The following is a 23,856-nucleotide window of genomic DNA, read 5'->3' as shown; positions in this document are numbered from 1 at the left end:
GACACTCGGCATGACAGCTGCGGTATTCGGCGCGGTCGCCGGGTTCTTGATGGTGCCCGGCGGTCCCGCGCCGCCGAACTTCTTCCTGGCGGCAGCGATCTGCTCGGCTGTGTCGGCAGTGCTGGTACATGTCACGTCGTGCGGGACGACCTTCTTCACCGCGATCACGGCTTTCTCGGCGATGGCGGCGATCGCCGCCGCGGTCGCGGCGATTTGGCCGACACCGACAAGCGCGGTTGGCGCCGCCCTTGCCACCCTGTCCCTTGCGATGATGAACGTCGCGGCCAAGCTGTCGATCCTCGTGACAGGTTTGTCTCCGCGGATGCCGAGTTCGGTTGACGCCGCATACGATCAGGACACCGCCCCAATCGCTGAGGGTGCTCTTCGCGCGGCACGCGGCCATCAGACCTTGACGGGACTTCTGGCGGGATTCTCGCTGTCGGCGGCTTCAGGCGTCGCATTGGTCGCCGCTGATCAGCAGAGTCACAACGCCGGAAGCGGTGCCACATTCGCGTGTGTCGTTTCGACGGCGTTGATCCTTCGGGCTGGCCAGCAGCGAGGGTCGGTTCGTTCCACGATGGTGCTCGCGGCAGGATTGATCAGCAGCACTGCCGCTTTCACGCTCGCAGCCTTATCGGGTCCCGGGCACGCTCCCTGGGTTGGTCTGATCGCGGTCATCCTGGGTGCGAGCGCGCTATGTCTGACAGGCGCAGGCTTCGAAGAGCGGCTGAGTCCGTTTGCGCGGCGCGGCATCGAGGTCGTCGACTATCTGGCGCTCGCGGCGGTCGTACCGCTGGCGTGTTGGGTCGGCGGCCTTTTCAGCTTCGCCCGTGATTTGACCCTGACATGACATCCCGACCGACACGAGTCACCGGAGCCATCATTTTGACGTCGGTCTGCGTGTGGTTGTCACCCGTCGCCGCAGCGGTCGCGCCGCCCTCGGTCGATGATTCTCTACTCCCGCGACCGCGACCGCCTGCTCCACCGGAAGCCACCGAGCAGCGGCAGCAGTGCGTGGTCTCCACCGCAGCAACGCCGAAGGGTGGTCCGGAGGCCGCGGGTCAGCTCAAAAGCCTTGGCCTGGAGGCGGTGTGGCGGCTAAGCCGCGGCTCGGGTCAGACGGTCGCCGTCATCGACACAGGCGTGGCGCGTCATCGTCTGCTGCCGCATCTCATCGCCGGCGGCGACTACGTGTTCACCGGCGACGGCACCGACGACTGCGACGGGCACGGCACGATAGTCGCAGGCATCATCGGTGCTGCCGAACCCTCCACGGGAGGAAAAGGATTCAGTGGTGTCGCACCCGACGCGACGATAATCGGCATCCGCCAGTCGAGCGTGAAGTTCGCACCCGCCGGTCGATCGGCCCCTGGGTTCGGCGATGTCGATACGCTCGCGATGGCGGTCAGGACCGCCGCGGATATGGGCGCTTCGGTGATCAACGTGTCATCCATCGCCTGCGTTGCGGCCGCCGCGGGGCTCGACGATCGTGCGCTCGGGGCCGCGCTGGCGTATGCGGTAGACGTCAAGAACGTTGTCGTTGTGGCCGCGGCGGGAAACGTCGGAGGCCTCGGGCAATGCCCGGATCAGAATCCGCCCACCGACCCGACTCGCCCCGGTCGGCCCGACTGGGAATCGGTGAAAGTCGTTGTGAGCCCGGCTTGGTACGACGACTACGTCCTGACGGTGGGCTCCGTCGATCCGCAGGGTGCGCCATCGCAGTTCACACTCGCTGGGCCATGGGTGGACGTCGCGGCGCCTGGAGAGGGCGTTGTGTCGCTGGACGCAGACGGCGAAGGTCTCGTCGACTCTCTGCCGGTGCTCGGGAGTTCGGCACCGATTGTGGGGACGAGCTATGCCGCGCCGGTGGTGAGCGGGATCGCCGCACTCGTGCGGGCACGATCACCGCATCTGACCGCGCGACAGGTGATGGCGCGGATCAAAGACACCGCGCATCGGCCGCCGTCGGGCTGGGATCCGTTCGTCGGTCACGGTGTCGTCGACGCGCTCGCCGCGGTCAGCGGCGCCACCACGGGAACAAACCATCCCGTCAACACCACCGAGTCGGGCGGCAGCGGCGCCCGTGCGGTCTCGCCGCCGGAGGTTGAAGGCAAGCCGGATCCACGTGGGCGACGGGTCGCGTTCGGCGGTGCCGGGGTCTGCGTCGCCGTGGTGGCCGCGGCGGTGGCGACGACGGCCTCGTTCGGCCGGCTACGGCGCAGAAGCAATACCGTCGCGCGGGACTAGCGCGCTCTCGCGGCTCAGCTCGGGTCCGCGGGGCAGCCACGACAGCACCGGCCATGGCGCTCTGACGGGATCGCCCTGCACTCCGAGAAGCTTCGCCGTGTTCTCATCATGAAGGCCGAAAAGCACTCCGCCGTCCGTCACCAGGTACAACGGACCGGCTCCGCCACCGCCGCTGAGAGCCGCCGCTGTCACATACGCGCTTCGTCCTGACGGCACCACGATGCTGTCGATACTGGGTCCATCGCCGTCGGCCTGCGCCAGTTCGATCGGATTCGAGTCCACAGGCGGTGAGTCACCCAACCACAGAACGGTTTTCGGCCCATCCGGGCGCCATTGCGCGCAGAGCACACCGTTACCGCCCGCGCCCGATGTCGTACCCGCGCGGCGGGGAAACATCGAAACGGGCAAGGAATCGACGACAGGTACCTCGGCTACGGCGTCGGGTGAGACAGACACGATCTCACTAGTGCCTTGCGAGTCCACAGCGCGAATCAGATTCGCCGCGACGTCGCCGATCTGCTGTACGCCGTAGGCCAGCACGACGAAATAGTCGTCGACGTCGGCCCGCGCCACCCGGACCACAGACCCGACCCGCGTCCCGGCGATCGCGCCCGGTTGGCCGGCACCGGGAATGTGTGGCCTGGCGATGGCAGGCGCTTCGGGGATCGCGTCGAGCAGGGCGCTGGAGACCGGGCGTGGCTCGATGCCGTCGAGGCGCAGCGCCCACATGACGCCGGGGTCGCGGAGGTCGACCTGCGCGCGCCAACCGTCGTACAGCAGATACGTCGACGCCGCGCTCTCGGTTCGCACGGTGACCAGTACGTTCGGTTGGTTGTCGCGTCGATCGAATGGCTCCGCACGGCCTGCGACCACCGTGGTGGTCGCGCCGTCACAAACGGTCCACGCGGATTCTTCGCCGGACAACGGCTCGGCGATGACGGCGGGCGCACCGGGGATGCCGAGGAGCGGTCCGCGCTTGGCCGTGTCGATCGCGGCCTGGCCGACAACTTGTGGCCGCGCGGCACCGCCTGCGACAAGGCGCGCCGACGCCAGATTCAAGACGGGGTGCAACGTGTCGTCGATGCGGACATACAGTGCACCGGAGTCACGGGCCATGACGATCGCGGCATCGCCCAAGCCGGCGTTCGGCCGCAGGAACGCCAGGATCGCGCAGACGGCTACGCCGATAGCGGCCAGTACGCAGCCGGCGATCAACGCGACCGACTGCGCCCGCATCGGATCGTGGCGCATGCGAATGTCGCCGCGCAGCAGCGCGTGTTCCATCCGGCGCACCAGAAATCGATACCCGCTGACCTGCAGCCGGGTCGTCGGTTGACCAGCCATACTCCCCCGGCGCCCAGCCTAACGGCGGTCGAGGATACGACTTTTCACCAATTTGGCGGTGGTCGATCGCGAGACGGCTACTCCGAGTCGTCGCCGGACGAGGAGCTATCGTCCTTGCCCAGCGCGTTCTTCGCCGTGTCCGACACCGCCTTGACGACATCGCGGACTGGGTGGAAGTCCTTCAGCGCGTTCTGCAGCGGCCGATTGGCGCTCGATCCTGTGCCCGTCGGGGCGCCCTCGCCGGGCTTGGCGAACAGGCCCAGCCGGATGTCGGGCGTGGTCAGCTTCGGCGTCGTCGCGGTGGACACGATCGTGTTCGTGCTCGTACTCGACAGGCTGTCGTCGATTGGCGGTGATCCCGGGAGCGGTGTGCGCCCCGGCGTCAGCGCCATGTTGATGCCCTCGGGGACGTCGTTGACGAGATCGACCGCGGTCTGGATCGGGTTGAACGTCTTGGGGGGAAGCAGCGTTCCTGGTTGAGGATTGCTGTAATCCGTTCGGTCATAGCCGGTTTCGATGAGCGTCTGCGTCGCCGGGGAGATCAGGTCGACGATCGGCACGATCAATGCCGACGTGCCCGTCGCATCGCCGATGTCGATCAACGGCTGATACAGCGGCAGGTACCTGGCCGGCAGCGTGACGTAGATCGTGTCGCTGCCCTCGACTTGCTGGCAGTACGTCGCGGCGGTGCAGCTGGCCTGAGCTGCCGCGACCGCATCCTGCACCTCCTCGACGGTGTAGCCGTAGGGCGTCTCGGTGACCGGATCGTCGCCGTTGGGCGCGAGGTAGGTGCCGTGCACGTACTGGAAGCCTGCGACGGCGTTGGCGACCGCAAGAGGGTTGAGCAACCACTGCGGGAAGTCGGCGACGCCGTCGTACTGGAGCGCGAAGTCGGTGGCGCAGGTTCGCAGCGCGCCTTTCTCATCTGTGCACGTATCGGTTGGCGACGGATCACCGAACTGTGCGTCCAGAATCGGCACGTTTCCCAGGAAGGCCAACCGCTCGAAGAAGCCGCCGCTCGGACGCTGCGGGTTGCCGATATAGAAGTAGTCCGTCCTGGCCTTGATGTCCCATGGGTCGTCGGCGTGCAGGCGCTTGAAATTGCTGGCGACGGTCGCGCCCTGCGAGTAGCCGAAGATCACTATCTGCTGGTCAGCGAGGGCGGGATCGGGATCGGCGATGATGCCATCGTACTTACCCGTCAGATCTGTCACCCCGCTGGCGACCGATACATTCCACTTCTGGCCTTGCAAGCCGCCCCAGCCCGGCAACGGGATGGGCCAGAACGTCGCGTAGTAGTCGATGCCCTGGGTGGTCGGGCAGGGGCCGGCCGGAGCCGCGACGCTGCAAGGCGGATTGGCGCCGGGCAGGACGTAGTAGTTGACGGCGTTGTCGAGGTAATCGTTGGCCGCATGGGGTGTGCCGGTGCCAGGGACGATCAACGCCTGGAACGCCGTGAGCCCCAGAGATGCCGTGACTGCGGACGTCAGCGTCGACGCCACCCCGATGAGCAGGGCGGCGAGCGCCGTCAGGATCGCGACGAATGTTGACCTTGCTAACGACCGGCCGGTGCTTCGCATATTGCTCCTTCAGGCTTTTCCCGCAGGCATCCTGCCACCAAGCGCCAGCCGGCACGCCGGAATCGAGCAAACTGTCACAGACGACAAATCTGGCGGAGACTACGGCTATTGCACAGCGAATTTTCAGCCTGCTCACATGAAGCCGCTTACGTCTGCTGGGCAAAACCCCGCGGTAGCGGCAGTGGTTGTGCTTTCAGCGCCATCTGGCCCACACATATGGCACGAGCGACCTGAGAAAATCCAGGTCGGGCCCCGGCTCGGCGTCGGCGAACGCCTCCTCGAAGTACTCCTCGGCCACCAGCAGGATGCCCTCTGCGTATTCACCGGCGAAGGTGATGCTGCCGTAGTCATCCATCAGCACCCGAATCTTGCCGACGAGTTCGGGTGATCGGTCGGCACGCGTCCGACCGAGATACTCGCGGACCAGAGCAATGTCGGCGCCCGTTGCATTCGACATCAGATGCATGAGCGGCAGCGTCCGCTTACCCTCGTAGATATCCCCGAGGATCTCTTTGCCGTACATCCGTTCGGTGCCAACAAGATTGAGCAAATCATCGCGGATCTGGAAGGCGGCACCGAAGTGAAAGCCGAACCGCACCAACGGACCCGGGTCGGCGGTCCCTCTAGACCCGACGATGGCGCCGACGCGCAGCGGATGAATCGTCGTGTACCAACACGTCTTGTGCATGATGAGTTCGAGGTAATTCGAGGGCCCAAGACCCTGCACGTCGTCCAGTTGCCAGCCGGCCTCTGTCGCTTGCCCTTCCAGGGTCCGCAGCGCCATCATGTCGAACTCGGCCCACACGCGATCCGACAGGTCTTGGTCGAACCGACGGGTCGCGCGACGTAACACCTGGCCGGCGATCACGGCGAGGCCGTCGCCTGCGTTCAATGCGGCCGCTGTTCCGTGGGTTGCCGACAAAGTCGGTCTGCCCCTGCGCATCTCGCTGCCATCGGCGACGTCATCATGCACCAGGAAGGCGTTGTGCATCATCTCGATCGCAACGGCGACCCCCAGTAGATCCTCGGTGTCACCGCCGAATGCGCGGCCCGTCGACAAGCAGAGTGCCGGTCGCAGCGCCTTGCCCGCCCGTGACGGATACTCGCGCATCGGTGCGTAGAGCCAGCGGACCGGTTCCCCGTCGGGAATGGCGTCCAACATCGCCCGACGGACGACCTTGGCAACCTTTCGCAACTGATCCTCGACGCCGGCGATCGCGGCGGCCCGATCCGCGGTGTCGGTCACGAGGCCGGCGGTTGAACCGTGACGGCCACCGGAATCGCAAGGTCCGGGAAACCCTCAGCGAGCAGGGTGCCGCAGTACTTTGCCGGCGGCGCCTCCTGGTCGACGAGGATTTTGACAGAAACACCCCGGCTCGACCGCCCCGGCATGGGCACTACCGCCGGATCAAATTCAATTGCCGCCGAACTGATCACGTGCCCGTCGTGTGCCAGTAGCTCACTGCACCGCAGACGGACGTCGCCCAGATTCCCCAGGCCTCGGTTGTGCAGCCACACCTCACCCCTCGCGACACCAGCGGATCGGCACGTCAAGTCGAGCGCTCCCTGGGCCTCGACTTTGTCCAGGTCAAGCTTTGCCGGGCCGTTTGGTGTCTCGTCCGCCGATTGCCTCGAGCCTCGTAGGAACTGATCGGTGAGGGACATCCATGACCGCAAGAGCGGTTCGATAATTGCACCGTCGACGTTTTCGCCCGCGTTGCCCTCCTGAGTCGGGTTGGCGGGGGGCTTCTTCGAATGGACAGTGCCGTTGCTGTTCGGGGTCGCCATCCGGACGAAGCGATCGACCAATTCACTTGCCGCGCGGAACCCCTCGGCCTGAATAGCCGTCAACCGACGGACGTTCGCCTCCGGGTCCAGGATCGACGCGAAGAAAAGATCGGCAAAGTTGCCGTTATCACCAATTCCTTGTTCTGACACCGGATCCTCCTACCCCGATTAAAGACCTGTGTCCGCCGATTTATGAAGGTATGCTATGCGCATTCTGGGGTCAGGAGGGGATATGACGTCACCGGTCGAGCCAGAATTCACCGCGCCACTAGCCATGCTGACCTTGTACGGTGCACTCGATCTCGCTGTAGCGCAGGCGCTCGAATCCGGCGACAGCGAGACCGCGACCACCATCGATCGGTACATGCCCGGCGCCATCGAGAACGTCGGGTGGTCGCAGCGCATGTTCCAAACCCTGCTGCCTCAAGCCAGGCGTACGCCCGAAGTGGACCTCGCCGTCACCGAGGGTTTGAACGGGTTGCTGAACTTCGACAAAGAGCACTTCGGCGAACTGACGATCCCCGACCTGTCCAACCTCGTCTACATAATCGGCACGCTGAAGCACGTCCCAGCTGCTGCTCCGCTGGAAAACGCGAACCTGATGGCCGAAGCCCTGACACTGGCAGCGCCCAAAGAGGGCTTTAGCCCGGAGCAAGTGTTCGAGAAGTCATTGGCGTTCCTGGAAGGGGACCTCGACGACGGCTTCCAGGGATGGTCGTCGTGGCCCGAGTTCATCAAATGGGCGGCGGCGCCCGAAAACGCGTACGTTCTTGAGCTCGTCGGCGAGGTGCCTCAGTGCCGTCCAGGCGTCATCACCGTCAATGGACTGGAATGCGTCGTCGTCGATGCCGACATCGATTCAGACGAGATCACGTTCGACAATCTGACCAACGTTATGGATCCGCGCAACTGGCCCCACGCGTATCCAGCTTTCTTCTGCACGATGGCTCCAGGGGGGGACCGCTATCCACCCGACGGTTGGGCGAACGTCATCGAGACGGTCGGGCTGTGCGGCATCATTGGCGGCTACACGCTGAAGCAACGATTGAGATTCATCAAAACCGATCAGCGCAAGGGCGATGCCCGACTCGATTTCGACCTCGCCGCGAAGCAGGATGACTGCGACCAAAAAGTTCTGGTAGACCGCGGATACATCAACGCGCGATGCACCCGCGAGGACGGCGACACCTCGAAGGGAGGCGTCCGGCTCGAGACCAGAAAAGTTGCCCACATCACGGATTTCGACACGTATCAGCTGGCGTTTTGGTTCTGCCGGTTGGGCTACGGATCGGCAGCCATGCAGCTGTTCTTCGGGCCCGCACGCAAGCCGACGCCGCCACCGCTGCTCGGCTACATCCCGTGGAAGGACGCGCCCTACGCCATGGAACCCAAGAATGAGTTGTCGGCGCCGCTCGACGATGAGCCGCCGAACACCCCCACGCCGCCAGGCGGGACTCCGCCGGTCGGCAAGATCGAGGTCGCGACGAAGACCGCCAAGGCGCTGGCAGACATGGCGAACTTCGTGACCGCCAAGAACCTCGACCTCACCAAGAAGTGGCTGGCCTCCGAGCTCAAGTTCGACGATCTGACGAAGTACGGCCAAGAGGTCGGCGGACGGCTTGCCAGCGAGCCGTGGCGGTGGCTGAAAGACGTCACCACACCGACGCCGAACGGCGGAACACCCGCCCCTGGCGGAGAAACGCCATGAGCCAACCAACGCCGCCAGCCCAGCCGACCCCGTCGCCGAATCCGCTTTTCGAGAAGTTCTCGAAGCAATTGAAAGACCACATCAGCAAGGCGGGGGTGATGGCCGTCAAGGCCGCCGAAGCCGCCGACGCGGACAAGTTCGGGATCGACGCGCGTATCACCGTGGCGCACGAGTTCGTCGACCTCGAAGTGAAGGGGCATGCAGAACTCCTCGAGACCTTGATCGCCGGCCCGTGGGTCACTCCGGTAGTTATTGGTCCCTCTGACAATTCCGCTCTGATCAACGTGCCGAAGGCGACGGCGCCCCGCACGGTCGAAATCAAGACCAACTTTGTGCGGGTCGGGTGGAAGGACATGCAACTCAAGCCGGAGCAACTGAACGTCTCGCCATTGGTTCTGGCCGCTGGGGCGACGGAGGTCACCATCACCCTCCTCGATCCCAATTTCGCCGGCGCGAACTATCGCGGAAGAGTGAAACTGACGACGGCTGGGCCGACGGGGGCCACCAACGCAGCTTCAACCGAAGATGTTGTCGTCACCGTGGGGCTGTGACCGACCCTCGACATCCGGCGTCCATCGATGAACTGCTCGATCGGGCGGTGCAGGCGCTCAACCATGGTGATCGCGCGACCGCCGACGCACTCGCCGAGCAGGTGCTCGCCGTCGACAGAGACAATGCAGATGCCGAGGAGCTGCTCGCCGCTCCGGACGACAGCGGTGAGATCCGCAGGCTGACAATACTTTTCGCCGACCTGGTCGACTCGACCGCACTGTCCACCCGCATCGAGCCCGAGGTCTACCGAACCGTCGTCGGCAACTACAAAAGGGTCGTGCGCAACGCTGTCAATCGCTACGAAGGCCACATCGGCTCGACGAAGGGTGACGGCCTGCTGGCCGTCTTCGGGCACCCGCTGGCCCACGAGAACGACGGTCAACGGGCCGTCCAAACCGGCCTGGATATCACCCGCGAGGTCTCTGCGCTCAGCGACAAGGTGCGCCAGCGGTTCGGCTTCGGCATCGGGGTCCGCGTCGGCGTGCACCGCGGCGTGGTCTATCTCGATCCCGACGAGGACGACGTCTACGGGCTGGGCGCCAACCTGGCCGCGCGCATGTGCAGCCTCGCCGACCCGGGCAGCGTCGCGGTCTCGGCCACGATCGCGCACATCGTCCGGGACTACTTCGAATTGGACGACCTGCCTGCTAGACCCGTGAAAGGTGTCGAAGGCGATATCGAGCACTACCGCGTCATCGCCGAACGCGACAGCGGGGAGATCGCCCGCGGACCGTTGATCGGCCGCACGGACGAAATCCGATACCTCGAGAACGTCTGGGCGCAGACCGAATCGAGCTCGCTCACCACGCCGGGCGTCATCTTCCGCGGCGAGGCCGGTATCGGAAAGAGCCGGCTGGCCGGCGCCGCAATCGAGATGGCGGAACGCTCGCACGCCACCATCCTCGGTCTCTTCGGTTCGCCGTTCCACACCGATGTCGGCCTTCGGCCGGTCCGCCGGATGATCGAGCGGCACTGCGGCATCGACAGGGACACCGAACCGGCCGAACGCCTCCACCGACTCGAGGCAGAGGTGGCGGCGCGCGGCCTCGACCCCACCGTGTCCGTCCCGCTGTTGGCACCCGTTCTCGGCATTTCACAGCGGGTCGGGTATCAAGCCGCCAAGGCCGAGGGGTCCAAGCTCTTCACCCAGATCATCGACGCCGTCCGCGACTATCTCGCCGCGTGCTTCGGCGATAACCTCGGCCTCCTGCTGGTCGACGACATGCACTGGTTCGACGACGACACCGTCGAACTCGTCGGCTCGCTGCTGCAGAACAACTCCGCGCGGCTGCTCATCGTCATCACCGCGCGTGAACTCGGCTCACTCCCCGAAGGTGCGCGGGTCTTCGATCTGAAGCCCCTCACCGAAGACGAGTCGGACGCGCTTGTTCGCAGTCTCGGCCCCGAACTTGAGTCCGATGCCCGTGCCGCGGTGCTGAGCCGTTGCGATGGAATACCGCTCTTCATCGAAGAAGTCGTCACCAAGATCAAAGAGCAGCCCACTGACGCCGCTGATACGACACGGGTGCCCGACAGCATCTATGAGGCACTGTTCGCGCGACTGCGATCGAGCGAGAACGCCGTGCGCGTCGTGGAGGCGGCGGCCGTCTGCGGCGGCCGCTTCGATCGTGATCTGTTGGTGTGGGCGTCTGAGATCGACGAGCACAGCGTTGAGCAGGTGATCGACGAGCTCGTCAAGGGTCGGGTGTTCATTCCGCTGGACGAGAAGAGTTTTCGGTTCCGGCACGAGCTGCTACGCGAGCTGGCGGCGGAGCTGTCGCCACCGAGTCTTCAGCGTCGCCTGCACGGCCGGATCGGCGATGCCCTTGCCGGCGCCGAAGGAAATCCCGACTGGCCCCTGATCGCGACTCACTACCACGAGGCTGAGCGCTTCGAAGATGCCGTCTCGGCATATCAAAAAGCGTCCGCCGACGCCCGTCGCCGCGGAGCGCTCGGCGAGGCCCGCGGCCACCTCAACCGGGCAATCGAACATGTCGAACGCATTCCCGCGGGCGACCAACGCGACAAACGCGAAATCTCCGTGAGGCTCGAACGTGGATTCCTCGCCACGGCCGCCGAAGGCCACACCAGCCCGGAGTCCCTCGCCGAGTTCGAGCGGTGCCTGGAGCTGATCAAGGGCGAGCCCGGGCCGGCTCTGTACGCAATCTTCAACGCACTGTGGTTCCACTATTCAGCGCGCGGAGATCTGCGCCGCGGAAGGCAACTGGCGGAGTCCATGAAGATGCGCCCTGTCGACCACTCGGATGCGCCCACCGCCGTCAGCGACGCGGCCCTGGGAGGGCTCGAGGCGTTCCACGGCGCGTTGGACCTGGCTCGCTCCCTACTGGAAGAGGCCGCCGTCGCCGTCCAAACCGCCGGGCCGCCGGACGTACAGACCTGGTATGCGCCCAACGATCCGGTAGCGGGCATGTATTCGCTCCTGGCGATGACCCGATTCCTCCAGGGCGATCTCCCCGGCGCCGAAGCATCGCTGGTCGACATGGAAAGCCGTTGTGAGACGGTCGCATTCCCCCGCGGCCCGTTCAGCCTGTGCTACGGGCGGTCCCTCGACTCGTGGATTCACATCGAGGCGGGCGAGTTGGACCGTGCCGCCGAACTGGTCAAGGAGGTCGCGGCACGCAGCAAGCAGGGCGGCTTCGACGAGTGGCTGATGATCGCAGCCAGCAACAAGGCCGTCATCGACGCGAAAAGGGCGATCCTGACAGGTGATCCCGAAGCAATGGACACCCAGATTCAGGTGTTGAGCGCCGTCACTCAGGGATGGCGCGCCGTCGAGTTGCGTCTCTGGCTCGCATTCTACGACGCCGCGTTGGTGCGCCTGCTGATCGCTGCAGGCCAGCGAGACACCGCGCGCGCGCACGTGAAACTCTCGCTGCAGATGGCCGATGAGACCGATATCCACTTTTACGACGCCGAGTTGCTGCGATTACGCGCGCAGACGTCCGACGACCCTGCCGAGCAGAAGGCCGACCTTCTGACAGCGATTGCACTCGCACGCCGCCAGGGCGCGATTCTGTTCGAATTGCGGGCAGCCACAGACTACTTCGAGAGCGTTGGCGAGCCCGCCCGGGAAGCCCTTACCGAGGCGACCAACCGCTTGTCGGATACCGCCGCCTGGCCGGAACTGGCGCACGCACGAGCGCTGCTCGGGTGAGCCGTTCGAAACCTCGCGTCGCCATTCTCGGCGGGGGCATGGCGGGGTTGGCGGCCGCTTGGCGGCTCAGCGAGCCAGGTTGGCGAGACCGCCACGAGTCGATCACGATCTACCAACGCGGCTGGCGGCTCGGCGGCAAGGGCGCGTCCAGCCGCGGCGAGAATGGCCGCATCGAGGAGCACGGCTTGCACGTCTGGCTGGGTTCTTACGAGAACGCGTTCGCGTTGCTGAGAGAGTGCTATTCCGAATTGGACCGAGCGACAACCGATCCCGACGCACCGATTCAAGACTGGAACGAGGCATTGGTGCCCGCCGATGATCTCGGGCTCGCAGACCAATGGGGAAGCGACTGGCTGGTGTGGCCGGGACGGGTCTCCCGCAGCGAAGGCCTTCCCGGTGAACCGGACGCCAGCGGCCGGGAGATCACCGTCGTCGACTTTCTCCGCCGCGTCATGCAGCTGCTTCTCGACTTCGCCGAATCAGTCGACGTTGCAGCGGAACTCGGGCTGGCGCTGACGACGTCTCCCGATCCGCCGCGGGTGTCCATGGACGCGGTGCAGACGGCTGCCCTCGCGGCGGTTGCGGCATTCGGTGGACAGGTGCCCGGCGACGACGTTGTCGAACTCGTGGACCAGGTGCTCGACCTCATAAGCGATGTGCTCGACGGCGAGCATCCTCCAGAACAGCGGCGGTCGTGGCTGCTGCTGTCGATGGTGACCGGTACCGCCCGCGGGCTGATCGCCGATGGTGTGGTAACCGATCCGCGCGGCTTCCGCGCTCTCAACGACGAGGATTTCGGCGAATGGATCGTCCGGCACCGTGCACATCCCGGTGTGCGTGAATTTCCTTTGGTACGCGCCCTGTACGACATGGTGTTCGGCTACACCGACGGCGACCCGGGCCGTCCGTCCTTCGGCGCCGGGGTAGCCGTCTTCCTGACCGGCCAAGTCCTGTTCGGCTACAAGGGCGCGTTTTTCTGGAAGATGACCGCTGGGATGGGCGATGTGGTGATCGCTCCCCTGTATCAGGCGCTGCGACGGCGCGGAGTCGACTTCGAGTTCTTCCATCGGGTAGATGCCCTTCATCTCGGCGACGATCGACTGGCCGTCGATGCGATCACGCTGGGCAGGCAGGTGCAACTCGCAGAGGACATCGACCGCTACGAGCCGCTGACCCGCATACGCGGCCTTCCCGTCTTCCCGGCCAGTCCCCTCTCGAAGCAGATTCGAGCCGGCGAAATAGACAGGCTCGAAACACATTTCGGCCCCAAAAGAGACGTCGAAACCCGGGTGCTGCGGCGCGGCGTCGATTTCGACCAGGTCGTGCTCGCGGTTTCGCTGGGGATGATCCCGATCATCGGCGGGGAACTCATCGCGGACCGCCCCGAGTGGCGCGATATGACCACCCACATTCGCACCGTGGCCACCCAGGCATTCCAGATCTGGCTGCGCCCAGACGATCGCGCACTTGGTTGGCATCATCCGGGGGTGACGACGAGCGGCTATGTCCCCCCATTCGATACCTGGGCATCGATGCCGCAGACGCTCTGGGCCGAGGACTGGCCGGACAACGACCGGCCAGGCACCGTCGCGTACTTCTGCGGAAGTCTCGAAACCGCCTGGCCCACTGGGGAAAATGCCGCCGACTATGAACGCGACTGCGAATTGCGCGTGCGCGCGGGGGTGCTGCAGTTTCTGGACCGTCACATCGGCCTGTACCTGCCGAACACCGTCACCGAGCATGGCTTCGCTTGGCAGCTGCTGAGCGGGGCGAACGGCGAACGCGGCGCTTCGGCACTGGCCACCCAACACGTGAGCGTCAACATCGATCCATCGGATCGCTATGTCCAGTCGGTGCCGGGATCTGACCGATACCGTCTGCGGTGTGACGAAAGCGGTTACGACAACCTCGTTCTGGCCGGAGATTGGACAGACTGCGGCATGAACGCCGGCTGCATCGAGGCTGCAGTGATGTCTGGCCTCGAGGCGGCGAATGCCCTGCTCGGCCGCGGCCGTTTTCATCGCATTCGCGGCTACTACCTGCCCTAGTCAGCCTCCTTCGCCCGCCGTTCGCGATAAGCAGCGACATGTTGCCGGTTGCCGCAGTTGCCGGTGTCGCAGAACTTGCCGGACCGGTTGCGCGACAGGTCAATCAACACCGCCTCGCAGTCGGACGCGGCACAGATCTTGAGCCGGCGCAGCTCGCCGGCGCGGATCAGGTCGGCCAGCGCCATCGCTATTTCCGCACCCATGCGCTGCCACAGCGGGTCGTGCACCGAAGCCAGGTGTAGATGCCACTCGGGCATCTCCGGATGCCGAGTCAGCCACGGCTGCGCCTTTGTGTCCCTGAGCAAGGCGTTGACCTGCGCGACAGCGGCATCTTCGTCGTCGGCGGCAGCCCAGATTCCGCCAAGCCGCGCGCGCAGCCGGCACACGGATTCGAGCTCGGCGCTGTCGTGGTCGCGCCTTCCGGTCCAGCCGAAGCTGTCCAAATAGGCGTCGAGCGCCGGAAGCCCGTCGAGTCGCTCACCGTCCACCCGATCGGTGTTGACCAGCACACACGCGGCCTTCAGGGTGAGCTCGGTGTCATAAGTAAAAATCATTTGACCCATGACCTCCCATCCGGCTAGTGTCATGACCAACATCCATTTTACTCATTACAGCAGGGGGTGCCAGATGACCGCGACCCAGCTCGATAAGGGAATCGACCATTTCCGGCTCGGCCTGCTGTTTGCCGTCCTTTCGGCCTTCACGTTCGGCCTGTCCGGACCGTTCGCCAAGGCGCTGATGGAAGCCGGCTGGACCCCCACCGCGGCGGTCACCGCACGAATGGCCGGCGGCGCGATCGTGATGGCGGTCGTCGCGACCATCATCAGGCCCGGCTGGTTTCGCGAGGCCGTGGCGCACGCCAAGACGGTGGTCGTTTACGGCTTCGTCCCGGTCGCCGGTGCCCAGCTGTTCTATTTCAACGCCGTCGAGCATCTGTCCGTAGGCGTCGCGCTGCTGCTCGAGTACACCGCCCCGATCCTGGTGGTCGGCTACGTGTGGGTCACCACCCGGCGCAAACCCACCAACCTGACGCTGGCCGGTGTCGCGCTCGCGATCGCGGGAATCATGCTTGTGCTGAACGTCTTCGCCGGCGCCCACATCAACGGAGTCGGCGTGGCGTGGGGGCTCGCGGCGGCAGTGTGCGCGGCCTGCTACTTCGTGATGTCGGATGAAGTGAGCGCCGACGGCGACGAAGGAAGCCTGAACTCGATCACGCTCGCCACCGGCGGCCTGATCGTCGGCGCGGTGGCGACCGCGCTGGTCGGCGTGACCGGTGTGATGCCGTTTCGCTTCACCACCAACGACACCGTCGTCGCGGGGTTCACGGTGTCGTGGGTGGTACCCGTCATCGCCCTCGCTGTGATCCCGACGGCGATCGCGTACAGCCTGGGCATCATGGGCATCGCCCGGCTGCGGCCCAGGTTCGCGTCGCTGGTCGGCCTGTCCGAGGTGATGTTCGCCGTGCTGGCGGCGTGGCTGCTGCTCGGCCAGGCCATCACATGGACGCAGGCCATCGGCGGGGCCGTCGTCCTGGTCGGCCTCGCGCTGGCTCGCCAGGGCGACCGCAGCGAGAAGGTCGAGGCTGCGACCTGGCCCGATGCGGGCGCGCTCGAGGACCCGACCCCGTGCAACAGGGCAAACGGTTAGCCCTCCGTTACCTGGTTGTGGAAATATGGCCGCGTGACTTTGCCACGTAGCTTGGCCCGGGGGGCCGTCATCCTGTCCGCTCTCGGCGCCGCGGCCACCGCCGTGATCGTCGCTCCGACTGCAGCGGCCGTCCCGTGCCCTGACATCGAAGTCGTATTCGCGCGCGGCACCGCCGAACCCGGCGGCGTCGGGCGGGTCGGACAGGCCTTCACCGACGCGTTGACCGCACAGGTCGCCGGTCGCACCGTCAGCTCCTACGCGGTGAACTATCCGGCCAGCTACGACTTCCTCACCACCGCCGAAGGGGCAACGGACGCGACAAACCGCATCTCACAAATGGCGCTGTCGTGCCCGTCGACCAAGATCGTCCTCGGCGGCTACTCGCAGGGCGCGGCCGTGATGGACATGCTGGCCGGAGTTCCGCCTCTTGGCAACAAGATCGGCGAGATCGGCTCGGCGCCACCACTGTCCCCGACCGCCGCGGTGACCGTGGCGGCTGTGGCCGCATTCGGCAACCCCGCTACGAAGTTCGGCAACCCTCTGTCCTCGGTGGGCCAGTTCGCGGGTAGGTCCATCGACCTGTGCAAGGACGGCGACCCGATCTGTTCTGACGGGCGAAACCCCCTCGCACACAGGGGCTATGAAGACGCAATGGCTCAACAGGCAGCCAACTTCGCAGCGGGAAGGGTGTAGAGAATGACTGCACGACGTCTAATGAAGGCAGCAGCCGCGACTGTGGTTGCCGCCGCGGCGGTGGTAACACCGTCGCTCGCGTTCGCGCCGGTCGCATCGGCGGACTGCCCCGACATCGAAGTGATCTTCGCCCGCGGCACCGACGACACGCCCGGGCTCGGAGCCGTCGGAGGAGCGTTCGTCAACGCGCTCCAGGGCAAGGTCGGCGGCAGGTCGGTCGGCTCCTACGCGGTGAACTACCCGGCCGACTACGACTTCCTGGCTGCCGCACAAGGAGCCAACGACGCCAGCGCGCATGTCCAGTACATGATGGGCGCCTGTCCCAACACCCGGTTGGTGCTCGGCGGCTACTCGCAGGGCGCGGCCGTAATGGACGTCATTGCCGCGGTGCCCATTCCGGCCATCGGCTTCACCAATCCGCTGCCGCCCAACGCGCCCGACTTCGTCGCCGCGATCGCGGTGTTCGGGAATCCGTCGGCCAAGCTCGGCCTGCCGTTGACGATGAGCCCGGTGTGGGGCGGACGGTCCATTGACCTGTGCAACGGCGGCGACCCGATCTGCCAGACCGACGGCGAAATCGTGGCCGCCCACAGGTCGCCCAGCTACACAGGCGGATTCGTGAACACCGCCGCCGACTTCGTCGCGGGCCGGGTGTAGCCCACACGTCACGCCGAAACGGGCGCGTCAATTCGTCGGCTAACATCGGCGTGGTGACTATTGGTGTTGACAGCAAAGGCACAGGGCATCGGGTTCGACGCGGCATCATCGCCGCAGTCACAGCGACCCTCGTAGCGGCGGGCCTGCTGGTCGGACCCGCAATCCTGCCCGCGACTACGGCACTCCCTTCGGCGACGGCCGCCTGCCCGCAGGTCGAGGTGATATTTGCCCGTGGCCGGCTGGAGTCGCCCGGGGTCGGGGCGATCGGCAACGCCTTCGTCAGCGCACTGCGGTCCAAGGTGAAAAACAAGAACATCGGCGTTTATGCGGTGCGCTACCCCGCCGACAGCGAGATCGACGAGGGCGCCAACGACATCAGCGCCCACATCCAGAACATGGCCAACACCTGCCCCGACACCCGCCTGGTGCTCGGTGGCTACTCTCTGGGCGCGGCCGCCACCGATGTGGTGCTCGCCGTCCCATTCGGCTTCTTCGGCTTCGACAACCCGTTGCCGGCAGGCATGGACCAGAAGATCGCCGCGGTCGCACTGTTCGGCAACGGCGCTGCTTGGATCGGCCCCATCACCAATTTCAGCCCAACCTACTCGGACCGCACCATTGAACTGTGCCACGGCGCCGACCCGATCTGTAACCCCGCCGACCCGAACACATGGGAAGAGAACTGGACGGACCACGCCGCGAAGGAGTACATCAACGCGGGCATGGTGAACGAGGCTGCCGACTTCGTCGCGGGCAAACTCAACGCCTAGTCGATGCGGCGCAGGTCCCTGGTGACCGTGATGCGCGCCTCGAGCTGATCGTCGGGCGGGTAGTCGACGCCGACGAGCGTCAGCCCCTGCGGCGGCGCCGCCGCGAAGTCGCTCGAGCGACGCGATTCGGTCAACAAGCTTGCGCACCAGGCCGGGTCGCGGCGGCCCTCCCCCACCGCGAGCAGCGCACCGACGATCGACCGCACCATCGACCAGCAGAACGCATCGGCGCTGACGTAAGCCGTGATGAGATCACCCGTTTTCGACCAGTCCAGCCGTTGCAGGTCCCGGATCGTGGTGGCGCCGTCCCGGTGCCGACAGAACGCGGCGAAGTCGTGCAGCCCGACGAGGTCTCGCGACGCGGCCGCCATCGCGTCGACGTCCAACCGGCGTGGCCACGGCGTGACATATCGCGCCTGCTGTGGCTCGACGCCATATGGCGCTGTCGACAACCGGTATTCGTAGTGGCGTCGCAGCGCCGAGAACCGTGCGTCGAAACCCGTTGGCGCCCGGACGATGTCGCTGACCCGTATTTCGGGCGGCAACAACCGCGACAGCCGTCGCACCAACGGCAGGAACTCGCTCTCGTCGGGGCGGGAAGTGCGCGGATAGGCGTGCGGGATCGCGTCGGCGGGCACGTCGACGTGAGCCACCTGACCCGTGGCGTGTACGCCGGTGTCGGTGCGTCCGGCGGCGCGAAGCGCCACCGGCGTGCGGAACACCGTCGTCAGCGCGTCGTCGAGAACGCCTGCGACGGTGCGCTGTCCAGCCTGGGTCGCCCAGCCCGCGAATTCCGTCCCGTCGTAAGCGATCTCGAGGCGGAGTCGAACAAGCCCGCCACCGGATTCGATGGCGGGCTTGTTCACAGCATCACTACTTGGCGTCGTCGGCCTTGTCCTCGGAGTCAGACTCGTCAGCGTCGGCCTCTTCGATCTCGGCTTCTGCCTTCGCCTCCTCGGCCGAGGCCTCGTCGGAAGCCTCGGCGGTCTGCGCGTCGGCGATCGCCTCGTCCTCCGCCTTGATCTCCTCGACCGACTCCTCCGCTACCGGCCCGACGGCCTCCTCCGGCTCGACCGCGGCCTGCGGTGCCGCAGCGGCCGCGACCGGCGCAGCCTTCTTCGCCGCAGACTTGCGGGCACGGTTGGCCTCCGACGTCACCGTCTTCTCCCGCACCAGTTCGATGACGGCCATCGGGGCGTTATCGCCCTGACGCGCCTCCACCTTGATGATGCGGGTGTAACCGCCGGGGCGGTCGGCGTAGAACGGGCCGATCTCGGCGAACAGGGTGTGCACGACATCCTTGTCCCGGATCTTCTTGAGCACCTCACGCCGGTTGTGCAGCGTGCCCTTCTTGGCGTGGGTGATCAGCTTCTCCGCGTAGGGCCGCAACGCCCGCGCCTTGGGCTCGGTGGTCTTGATCCGCCCGTGCTCGAACAGCGACGTGGCCAGGTTGGCCAGCAGCGCCTTCTGGTGCGACGACGATCCGCCGAGGCGACGACCCTTGGTGGGCTTGGGCATTGCAACTATCTCCTTGCGGGGGGGCCGGTCCCCGTATCAGGTAGGACCGGGACGGATTCTTCTTAGAGCTGTTCGGTTTCGGCGTAGTCCTGGTCGTTGTCCAGCTCGTAGCTCGCATCGCTGTTCCACGTGCCGGTGGCAACGTCGTAGCCTGCGACCTCCGACGGATCGAATGTGGCCGGGCTGTCCTTCAGCGAGAGACCCAGCTGGTGCAGCTTGATCTTCACCTCGTCGATGGACTTCTGGCCGAAGTTGCGGATGTCGAGCAAGTCGGACTCCGTGCGGGCGACAAGCTCGCCCACCGTGTGCACACCCTCGCGCTTGAGGCAGTTGTACGACCGAACCGTGAGGTCCAGATCGTCGATCGGCAGCGCGAACGACGCGATGTGGTCCGCCTCGGCGGGCGACGGGCCGATCTCGATGCCCTCGGACTCGACGTTGAGTTCGCGTGCCAGACCGAACAATTCGACCAGCGTCTTGCCCGCCGACGCCAACGCGTCACGGGCGGTGATCGAGCTCTTGGTCTCGACGTCCAGGATCAGCTTGTCGAAGTCGGTGCGCTGCTCGACGCGGGTGGCCTCCACCTTGTAGGTGACCTTCAGCACCGGCGAGTAGATGGAATCGACCGGGATGCGGCCGATTTCGGCACCCGACGCCTTGTTCTGCACGGCGGGGACGTAGCCACGGCCACGCTCGACGACGAGCTCGACCTCCAGCTTGCCCTTGTCGTTCAGGGTGGCGATGTGCATTTCGGGGTTGTGCACCGTCACGCCGGCAGGCGGAACGATGTCACCCGCGGTGACCGCGCCGGGGCCCTGCTTGCGCAGGTACATGGTGACCGGCTCGTCCTCCTCGGAGGACACCACAAGACCCTTGAGGTTCAGGATGATGTCGGTGACGTCTTCCTTCACACCGGGAACGGTGGTGAATTCGTGCAGCACGCCGTCGATGCGAATGCTGGTGACCGCTGCCCCGGGGATCGAAGACAGCAGCGTGCGCCGAAGCGAATTGCCAAGGGTGTAACCGAATCCGGGCTCCAACGGCTCGATGACGAACTGGGAGCGATCCTCGGCCAGGACCTCTTCGGACAGTGTGGGTCGCTGAGAAATCAGCATGTTTTTCTTCCTCCTTCGCGACAACCGCTATTTGATGTCGCGTATCCCAACCGCCATCCGGGCGGCTGGAAGTCTTACTTCGAGTAGAGCTCGACGATGAGCTGCTCGGTGAGCGGCACGTCGATCTGCGCCCGTTCCGGCAGTTGGTGGACCAGGATGCGCTGGCGTTCGCCGACGACCTGCAGCCACCCCGGGATCGGTCGCTCACCCGCAGTTTGGCGAGCGATCTCGAACGGCAGCGTGTTGATCGACTTGTCCTTGATATCGATGATGTCGTACTGCGACACGCGATAGCTCGGGATGTCGACCTTGACACCGTTGACGGTGAAGTGGCCGTGGCTGACCAGCTGGCGGGCCATCCGGCGGGTGCGCGCCAAGCCGGCGCGGTACACGACGTTGTCCAGCCTGCTCTCCAGGATGCGCAGCAGATTGTCGCCGGTCTTGCCGGGGAGGCGGTTGGCCTCCTCGTAGTAGCGGCGGAACTGCTTCTCCATCACGCCGTAGGAGAAGCGGGCCTTCTGCTTCTCCTGCAGCTGCTGGCGGTATTCGCTTTCCTTGATCCGCGCGCGGCCGTGCTGGCCGGGCGGGTAGGGCCGCTTCTCGAATGCCTGGTCGCCGCCGACGAGGTCGACGCCGAGGCGGCGTGACTTGCGGGTTGCGGGTCCGGTGTAACGAGCCATGAGTCTTCTTCCTCCCTAGACCCGGCGCCGCTTGGGCGGACGGCAGCCGTTGTGCGGCTGCGGGGTGACATCGGAAATCGCGCCGACTTCGAGGCCGGCGGCCTGCAGGGACCGGATCGCGGTCTCGCGACCCGAACCCGGGCCCTTCACGAAGACGTCGACCTTCTTGACGCCGTGCTCCTGCGCCTTGCGGGCGGCGTTTTCGGCGGCCAGCTGCGCGGCGAACGGTGTCGACTTACGCGACCCCTTGAACCCGACATGGCCCGACGACGCCCAGGCGATGACATTGCCCTGCGGGTCGGTGATCGACACGATCGTGTTGTTGAACGTGCTCTTGATGTGCGCGGCGCCGTGCGGGACGTTCTTCTTTTCCCTGCGGCGGGTCTTCTGCCCCTTCTTGGGGGCGGCTGCGCCCTTCGCTGCCTTCTTTGCGGGTGGCATTGCTTACCTGGCCTTCTTCTTGCCGGCGATGGTGCGCTTGGGGCCCTTGCGGGTGCGCGCATTGGTCTTGGTCCGCTGGCCGCGCACCGGCAGGCCACGGCGATGCCGAAGGCCCTGGTAGCAGCCGATCTCGATCTTGCGGCGAATATCGGCCTGCACCTCACGGCGCAGATCGCCCTCCACCTTGAGGTTGCCCTCGATGTAGTCGCGCAGCTGGGTCACCTGGTCGTCGGACAGGTCTTTGGTGCGCAGATCCCGGCTGATGCCGGTGGCTTCCAGGATCTCCTGGGAACGGGTACGGCCGATGCCGTAGATATAGGTCAGCGCGATCTCCATGCGCTTGTCGCGCGGGAGATCGACGCCTACTAGGCGTGCCATCAGGCAGTGTTCTTTCTCTTTGCGGAGGTCTGTTCCCAGTCCGTTCCTGCTCTGCAGGGTCCGGCCTCCGTGCCGGGCGTTGGCGAGCGGCGCATCCGCTCAGTGGTACTGGGAGGTCATCATTCAGTTGTGGTGCAGGACTTGAGTCAGCCCTGGCGTTGTTTGTGACGCGGATCAGAGCAGATCACCATGACCCGCCCATGCCGACGGATCACCCTGCACTTATCGCAAATGGGCTTGACGCTCGGGTTCACCTTCACGGCTTGTCGATCCTGTTCTTTCTCTCGTGCTGTTAAGCGGATTACTTGTACCGATAAACGATGCGGCCCCGGGACAGGTCGTAGGGAGACAACTCCACCACCACCCGGTCCTCGGGCAGGATGCGGATGTAGTGCTGCCGCATCTTGCCGCTGATGTGGGCGAGCACCTTGTGTCCGTTCTCCAGCTCAATGCGGAACATCGCATTGGGCAGAGGTTCGACCACGCGGCCCTCGACCTCGATGGCACCGTCTTTCTTGGCCATTATTTTTCGGAGATCCTCCGTGTCCTTCTGATCGTTGGCGCCGGCCGCCGCGAGCGGCGACAAATCTTGCAGGCGCAATATTCGCTCCGACTACAAAACGTGAGCCGGTAGCTAGAAATTCCAGAACAGGGGCACGCAAGAGCCGGCGCGGATGCCGCACCGTTTGTCCATACTACCTGCTCGGCGGCGTGCCCCAAAATCACTGCGCGACGGGCGGCGCAGGGCTCCCCGAGGGCCGATCGGCGCTGCCGATCAAGGTTAATCCGGTGGTCTCTGGTCGTCTACGGCGCGCCCGCTCAGTGGCGTGCGGCCGCGGCCTCGGCGTCGGCTTTGATCTTGGCCAGGGTCGCGCGCATGATGTGGCCGACGAACGGCCGCACCAGCCACCAGTAGCGCAGGAATCGCCGCCGCGAGGTCGGATCTGTCGTGACCGTCCGGCATTCGTAACCGAGCGAGGTCTGCTCGCCGAGGGACTCGACGGAGAAGTTCGCCGCGATCTTCCCCCACCCGGGTTCGGCAAAGCCGGGAAAGTCGGTCTGCGACACATCCCGCCACTCGATGGTGGGTTTCCAGAACTTGCCGACAGCGCCGAATGCGACCTCGCGTCCCGGTCGCTCACCGAGCAGCAGCCAGCCTGGCAATGCCATCTCGGCGTCGAGGGTGAACCGTGGTGGCGGTGGCGCGTGCCTGCCACGCAAGCGTTCCGGAAGACCCCGGACCCACATCGACGCGGTGAGCAGTGGGGTCGCGACCGTGAGGAAGTCGAGCGTGCGAGCAGCGTGGAAAACGGTCGCCGCATCCGCGCGCACGAGGGTGCGTTCGGCGATCACGGCGTCGAATCGGGGCATCGCCGACTCGATCAGCATGCGGTCTGTCACAGGATCGGTCACCGGTCGATCGTCGCCGGTACCGCCGACGCCCGACTAGGGCATGTCGTCCCCATCGGGACGGACCTCGGTCCCATGGGCCCACTGACCTCGACTTTATCGGCT

At 65.6% G+C, this 23,856-nt stretch carries 24 protein-coding genes; 10 read left to right on the top strand and 14 right to left on the bottom strand.

From position 1 onward, the window contains the following. Both eccD and mycP read left to right on the top strand, forming a co-directional pair. Positions 1 to 850: type VII secretion integral membrane protein EccD (eccD, locus tag D6M19_RS32115; protein WP_164478796.1), on the top strand; the 850-nt coding region annotated here is incomplete at its 5' end. Beyond that, a complete protein-coding gene (gene mycP / locus D6M19_RS32110) occupies positions 847 to 2,247 on the top strand; it encodes a type VII secretion-associated serine protease mycosin (RefSeq protein WP_123029341.1) in 1,401 nt (466 codons plus the stop codon). The genes eccD and mycP, both read left to right, overlap by 4 nt. On the opposite strand, the gene eccB is transcribed toward mycP, so the two are convergent. From eccB to D6M19_RS32090, 4 genes are all read right to left on the bottom strand, one after another. Then, the gene (eccB, locus tag D6M19_RS32105; RefSeq protein WP_123029340.1) at positions 2,212 to 3,591 is read right to left on the bottom strand and encodes a type VII secretion protein EccB; all 1,380 of its coding nucleotides are present in this window, start codon (positions 3,589 to 3,591) and stop codon (positions 2,212 to 2,214) included. The two genes, mycP and eccB, sit on opposite strands and share 36 nt — an antisense overlap. A 77-nt stretch (positions 3,592 to 3,668) precedes the next feature. Continuing rightward, positions 3,669 to 5,171 carry a PE-PPE domain-containing protein gene (locus D6M19_RS32100; protein ID WP_123029339.1) on the bottom strand — a complete coding sequence of 501 codons (1,503 nt, stop codon included), beginning with the start codon at positions 5,169 to 5,171 and terminating at the stop codon, positions 3,669 to 3,671. Positions 5,172 to 5,364: 193 nt separating this feature from the next. Further along, on the bottom strand, positions 5,365 to 6,417 hold the full coding sequence (locus D6M19_RS32095) for a polyprenyl synthetase family protein (protein ID WP_234835149.1): 1,053 nt from the start codon (positions 6,415 to 6,417) through the stop codon (positions 5,365 to 5,367). Beyond that, positions 6,414 to 7,109: a hypothetical protein gene (locus D6M19_RS32090; RefSeq protein WP_123029338.1), complete on the bottom strand. Its 696-nt coding sequence runs from the start codon at positions 7,107 to 7,109 to the stop codon at positions 6,414 to 6,416. Before D6M19_RS32090 ends, D6M19_RS32095 begins: the two co-directional genes overlap by 4 nt. 82 nt (positions 7,110 to 7,191) lie before the next feature. On the opposite strand from D6M19_RS32090, the gene D6M19_RS32085 reads away from it, so the two are divergent. The 4 genes from D6M19_RS32085 to D6M19_RS32070 are packed head-to-tail and all read left to right on the top strand — an operon-like array spanning position 7,192 to position 14,442. Further along, entirely contained in the window at positions 7,192 to 8,667 is a 1,476-nt protein-coding gene (locus D6M19_RS32085; protein WP_164478795.1) for a hypothetical protein, read from the top strand. Further along, positions 8,664 to 9,218: a hypothetical protein gene (locus D6M19_RS32080; RefSeq protein ID WP_123029336.1), complete on the top strand. Its 555-nt coding sequence runs from the start codon at positions 8,664 to 8,666 to the stop codon at positions 9,216 to 9,218. The genes D6M19_RS32085 and D6M19_RS32080 overlap by 4 nt, the downstream gene beginning before the upstream one ends. Next, positions 9,215 to 12,394, top strand: coding sequence for an ATP-binding protein (locus D6M19_RS32075; RefSeq protein ID WP_123029335.1), 3,180 nt, complete (start codon positions 9,215 to 9,217; stop codon positions 12,392 to 12,394). The genes D6M19_RS32080 and D6M19_RS32075 overlap by 4 nt, the downstream gene beginning before the upstream one ends. A 38-nt stretch (positions 12,395 to 12,432) precedes the next feature. Further along, positions 12,433 to 14,442 (top strand): FAD-dependent oxidoreductase, encoded by a 2,010-nt coding sequence (locus tag D6M19_RS32070; RefSeq protein ID WP_164478797.1) that lies wholly within the window; start codon positions 12,433 to 12,435, stop codon positions 14,440 to 14,442. Here D6M19_RS32070 and D6M19_RS32065 read toward each other — a convergent pair. Beyond that, on the bottom strand, positions 14,439 to 14,996 hold the full coding sequence (locus tag D6M19_RS32065) for a CGNR zinc finger domain-containing protein (RefSeq protein WP_123029333.1): 558 nt from the start codon (positions 14,994 to 14,996) through the stop codon (positions 14,439 to 14,441). The genes D6M19_RS32070 and D6M19_RS32065 overlap by 4 nt on opposite strands. Positions 14,997 to 15,069: 73 nt before the next feature. Between D6M19_RS32065 and D6M19_RS32060 the strand changes: the two genes are divergently transcribed. From D6M19_RS32060 to D6M19_RS32045, 4 genes are read left to right on the top strand one after another with little or no spacing between them, the layout of a single operon-like run. Next, the gene (locus D6M19_RS32060; RefSeq protein ID WP_123029332.1) at positions 15,070 to 16,089 is read left to right on the top strand and encodes an EamA family transporter; all 1,020 of its coding nucleotides are present in this window, start codon (positions 15,070 to 15,072) and stop codon (positions 16,087 to 16,089) included. A gap of 33 nt (positions 16,090 to 16,122) precedes the next feature. Then, positions 16,123 to 16,782 (top strand): cutinase family protein, encoded by a 660-nt coding sequence (locus D6M19_RS32055; RefSeq protein ID WP_407665430.1) that lies wholly within the window; start codon positions 16,123 to 16,125, stop codon positions 16,780 to 16,782. A 3-nt stretch (positions 16,783 to 16,785) separates the two neighbouring features. Continuing rightward, positions 16,786 to 17,439, top strand: coding sequence for a cutinase family protein (locus tag D6M19_RS32050; protein ID WP_123029331.1), 654 nt, complete (start codon positions 16,786 to 16,788; stop codon positions 17,437 to 17,439). A gap of 59 nt (positions 17,440 to 17,498) precedes the next feature. Beyond that, positions 17,499 to 18,209: a cutinase family protein gene (locus D6M19_RS32045; protein WP_206428692.1), complete on the top strand. Its 711-nt coding sequence runs from the start codon at positions 17,499 to 17,501 to the stop codon at positions 18,207 to 18,209. On the opposite strand, the gene truA is transcribed toward D6M19_RS32045, so the two are convergent. From truA to D6M19_RS32000, 9 genes are all read right to left on the bottom strand, one after another. Beyond that, positions 18,206 to 19,075: a tRNA pseudouridine(38-40) synthase TruA gene (truA, locus tag D6M19_RS32040; RefSeq protein WP_123029330.1), complete on the bottom strand. Its 870-nt coding sequence runs from the start codon at positions 19,073 to 19,075 to the stop codon at positions 18,206 to 18,208. The two genes, D6M19_RS32045 and truA, sit on opposite strands and share 4 nt — an antisense overlap. Positions 19,076 to 19,082: 7 nt before the next feature. Beyond that, a complete protein-coding gene (gene rplQ, locus D6M19_RS32035) occupies positions 19,083 to 19,727 on the bottom strand; it encodes a 50S ribosomal protein L17 (protein WP_123029329.1) in 645 nt (214 codons plus the stop codon). 62 nt (positions 19,728 to 19,789) lie between these two features. Further along, a complete protein-coding gene (locus D6M19_RS32030; RefSeq protein WP_123029328.1) occupies positions 19,790 to 20,842 on the bottom strand; it encodes a DNA-directed RNA polymerase subunit alpha in 1,053 nt (350 codons plus the stop codon). 74 nt (positions 20,843 to 20,916) lie between these two features. Beyond that, complete coding sequence (gene rpsD, locus D6M19_RS32025) at positions 20,917 to 21,522, bottom strand: 30S ribosomal protein S4 (protein ID WP_123029327.1); 606 nt, start codon at positions 21,520 to 21,522, stop codon at positions 20,917 to 20,919. Between the two features lie 15 nt (positions 21,523 to 21,537). After that, a complete protein-coding gene (gene rpsK / locus D6M19_RS32020) occupies positions 21,538 to 21,963 on the bottom strand; it encodes a 30S ribosomal protein S11 (RefSeq protein WP_123029326.1) in 426 nt (141 codons plus the stop codon). A gap of 3 nt (positions 21,964 to 21,966) precedes the next feature. Then, positions 21,967 to 22,341, bottom strand: coding sequence for a 30S ribosomal protein S13 (gene rpsM / locus D6M19_RS32015; RefSeq protein ID WP_123029325.1), 375 nt, complete (start codon positions 22,339 to 22,341; stop codon positions 21,967 to 21,969). A 146-nt stretch (positions 22,342 to 22,487) separates the two neighbouring features. Then, on the bottom strand, positions 22,488 to 22,601 hold the full coding sequence (rpmJ, locus tag D6M19_RS32010) for a 50S ribosomal protein L36 (protein WP_003879483.1): 114 nt from the start codon (positions 22,599 to 22,601) through the stop codon (positions 22,488 to 22,490). 41 nt (positions 22,602 to 22,642) lie between these two features. Continuing rightward, entirely contained in the window at positions 22,643 to 22,864 is a 222-nt protein-coding gene (gene infA / locus D6M19_RS32005; RefSeq protein WP_003418601.1) for a translation initiation factor IF-1, read from the bottom strand. Positions 22,865 to 23,160: 296 nt separating this feature from the next. Further along, on the bottom strand, positions 23,161 to 23,754 hold the full coding sequence (locus D6M19_RS32000) for a hypothetical protein (RefSeq protein WP_123029324.1): 594 nt from the start codon (positions 23,752 to 23,754) through the stop codon (positions 23,161 to 23,163). Between the last annotated feature and the right edge of the window lie 102 nt (positions 23,755 to 23,856).

This window comes from Mycolicibacterium stellerae, assembly GCF_003719305.1.
In the GTDB taxonomy this organism is placed as follows: domain Bacteria; phylum Actinomycetota; class Actinomycetes; order Mycobacteriales; family Mycobacteriaceae; genus Mycobacterium; species Mycobacterium stellerae.
This window is presented reverse-complemented; position numbering and strand designations above follow the sequence as displayed.

Excerpts from the sequence above, each read along its gene's own strand:
- mycP (WP_123029341.1), top strand. The coding sequence starts at position 847 with ATGACATCCCGACCGACACGAGTCACCGGAGCCATCATTTTGACGTCG.
- eccB (WP_123029340.1), bottom strand. The coding sequence starts at position 3,591 with ATGGCTGGTCAACCGACGACCCGGCTGCAGGTCAGCGGGTATCGATTT.
- D6M19_RS32100 (WP_123029339.1), bottom strand. The coding sequence starts at position 5,171 with ATGCGAAGCACCGGCCGGTCGTTAGCAAGGTCAACATTCGTCGCGATC.
- D6M19_RS32085 (WP_164478795.1), top strand. The coding sequence starts at position 7,192 with ATGACGTCACCGGTCGAGCCAGAATTCACCGCGCCACTAGCCATGCTG.
- D6M19_RS32080 (WP_123029336.1), top strand. The coding sequence starts at position 8,664 with ATGAGCCAACCAACGCCGCCAGCCCAGCCGACCCCGTCGCCGAATCCG.
- D6M19_RS32070 (WP_164478797.1), top strand. The coding sequence starts at position 12,433 with ATGGCGGGGTTGGCGGCCGCTTGGCGGCTCAGCGAGCCAGGTTGGCGA.
- D6M19_RS32065 (WP_123029333.1), bottom strand. The coding sequence starts at position 14,996 with ATGATTTTTACTTATGACACCGAGCTCACCCTGAAGGCCGCGTGTGTG.
- D6M19_RS32060 (WP_123029332.1), top strand. The coding sequence starts at position 15,070 with ATGACCGCGACCCAGCTCGATAAGGGAATCGACCATTTCCGGCTCGGC.
- D6M19_RS32050 (WP_123029331.1), top strand. The coding sequence starts at position 16,786 with ATGACTGCACGACGTCTAATGAAGGCAGCAGCCGCGACTGTGGTTGCC.
- rplQ (WP_123029329.1), bottom strand. The coding sequence starts at position 19,727 with ATGCCCAAGCCCACCAAGGGTCGTCGCCTCGGCGGATCGTCGTCGCAC.
- D6M19_RS32030 (WP_123029328.1), bottom strand. The coding sequence starts at position 20,842 with ATGCTGATTTCTCAGCGACCCACACTGTCCGAAGAGGTCCTGGCCGAG.
- rpsD (WP_123029327.1), bottom strand. The coding sequence starts at position 21,522 with ATGGCTCGTTACACCGGACCCGCAACCCGCAAGTCACGCCGCCTCGGC.
- rpsK (WP_123029326.1), bottom strand. The coding sequence starts at position 21,963 with ATGCCACCCGCAAAGAAGGCAGCGAAGGGCGCAGCCGCCCCCAAGAAG.
- rpsM (WP_123029325.1), bottom strand. The coding sequence starts at position 22,341 with ATGGCACGCCTAGTAGGCGTCGATCTCCCGCGCGACAAGCGCATGGAG.
- infA (WP_003418601.1), bottom strand. The coding sequence starts at position 22,864 with ATGGCCAAGAAAGACGGTGCCATCGAGGTCGAGGGCCGCGTGGTCGAA.